The 2,069-nt window shown below is 35.2% G+C and carries 1 protein-coding gene and 1 pseudogene; both read left to right on the forward strand.

Features of this window, described 5'->3' with window-relative positions; genetic code table 11:
* Positions 1–466, forward strand: a pseudogene (locus tag OZD61_RS05905) (DDE-type integrase/transposase/recombinase); the annotation flags it as partial.
* 173 nt (positions 467–639) lie between these two features.
* Positions 640–1,971 (forward strand): DNA recombination protein RmuC, encoded by a 1,332-nt coding sequence (locus OZD61_RS05080; protein ID WP_274980079.1) that lies wholly within the window; start codon positions 640–642, stop codon positions 1,969–1,971.
* Positions 1,972–2,069: the final 98 nt, after the last annotated feature.

A 2,069-nucleotide genomic window follows, 5' to 3' on the forward strand; every position in this document is an offset into this window, starting at 1 on the left:
CTTAGACGAAGGTTCAAAAATAAAAAACAGCAAATAAGCAACCGAGTTGTGGCTCCGAACACATTGGATCAAAATTTTACTACTGATCAGCCAAATAAAGTTTGGGATTACCTACATAAAAACTAAAGAAGGTTGTTGGCGGCAATAATTGACCTATATTCACGCATGGTGGTTAATGAGTAACATGATAATTAGTTATAGATTCTTTATTGATGGCCGTTGATAAACGCAAACCCGATAAAAATCTGCTGTTACATAGCGATCAAGGGTCACAGTATACCTCTCAAAATTACCAATTTCTATTGAATACAAAAAACATCATTTCCAGCATGAGCCATAAGGGCTGTTGTTACGATAACTCTGTTGCAGAAAAGTTCACTTAAAAGGGAGCTGCTTATTGATACTTCTCGCTCAACAAACCAGAACTGCCATATTTGAATACATAGAAATCTTTTATAACAAATAACGTAGACATTCTACTATTAACTATTGCATTCCTGCACAATTTATTCTCATGATAAAAACGTCTTAACTTTCTCTCTACTTTTTCTGGGTAAGGTCACCTCTTTAGGTGCTCCTTTTTTCTTTCTTATACACACAAAAATCATATAGAATTGTAAATACAGCTTTTTTATTCTGATGCTTTTCAATTCTATAGCTCTGGTTGTCTCTCTATTACTATTTTTCTACATTATCGTAAAAAAACTGAGCGAAAAGAAAGCAAACCTTGAGGGTAATTTATGTAAATTAGAGCAAGAACTTCAAGAAACAAAGCAAACTTTGCTTACGAAGAATGAAGAAATAGTTGATTTAAGGGTCAAAAGAGCAGAACTTGAAGTAACTCTGCAAAAAGAACGTGAGGAAAAGAAAAAGGAAATAGAATTACTAACAAAAGCAGAGGAGAGATTAACAAACACTTTTAAAGCGCTCTCTCTTGATGCTTTGCAAACAAATAACAATAATTTTCTGGACTTAGCAAAGGAAGTAATCGATAGTAAATTAAAAGAAACGGAAAGCAATTTCAAAAAAAGACAAGCAACGATCAACGAAGTTGTAACTCCAATAAAAGAAAAATTAGAAAAATTCGATAATGAAATACGTGAGCTAGAAAAGGAGAGGGTAGGGGCCTATGAAGGTTTAAAGGAGCAAATTGGAGCGCTGATGAACCAAACTTCCAACCTTGCTAATGCCCTGAGGAAACCTCACATTAGGGGCAAATGGGGTGAAATGCAACTCAAAAGAGTGGTAGAAATGGCAGGAATGATTGAGTATTGCGATTTTTTTACTCAGCCGTCAGTGATTGATAAAAACGAGAATAATTTATTGCGTCCTGATTTAATAATCAAAATGCCATCTGGAAAGCAAATAATAATAGATGCTAAAGTGCCGCTTGATTCTTACATGGATGCTATATCACAAAATGATTTGCAAATACAAAAGGAGAAATTAAAGAACCATTCCCTGGCAATAAAAAAACACATAAATGATTTGGGTAAAAAAGAGTATTGGAATCAATTTGAAAATACGCCAGAACTTGTGGTGCTTTTCTTAACAGGGGAGGGGGTTTTTAGCGCAGCACTGGAATATGAGCCTGCTTTGATAGAGATTGGAGTGGAAAAAAAAGTGATCATTGCAACACCGATCACTCTAATTGCGTTGCTGAGAGCAATAGCGTATGGATGGAAGCAAGAGATGATAGCTGAAAACGCAAAGAAAATCAGTGAACTAGGTCATATTTTATATGAGCGCATTTGCACAATGGGTGAAAACTTTGATAATTTGCGCAGGAGCTTAAAAAGTGCTGTTGATCATTATAATAAAACTGCTGGCTCTCTTGAAGCAAGGGTGTTTCCTGCTGCTCGAGAATTCAATAAGCTTGGTATACATGCAAAAAATAAAAGTTTAAGTGCTGCAAAGGAATTAGAGTCTTTACCACGCAGTTTACATACTGAGGAGCTGAAAGTAGATTAGGCATCTTAACAGGGAATGTTCAAAAAAGCATACGCGTCAAGTTAAGGAAATAAAGGTATGAAAGAGATAGAATAATAAGGTATAAGTTCTCCCAGATA

The organism is Wolbachia endosymbiont of Drosophila bocki (assembly GCF_028982005.1).
Lineage (GTDB): Bacteria > Pseudomonadota > Alphaproteobacteria > Rickettsiales > Anaplasmataceae > Wolbachia > Wolbachia pipientis.

Coding starts and splice junctions, on each gene's coding strand:
- OZD61_RS05080 (WP_274980079.1), top strand. CDS start 640: ATGCTTTTCAATTCTATAGCTCTGGTTGTCTCTCTATTACTATTTTTC.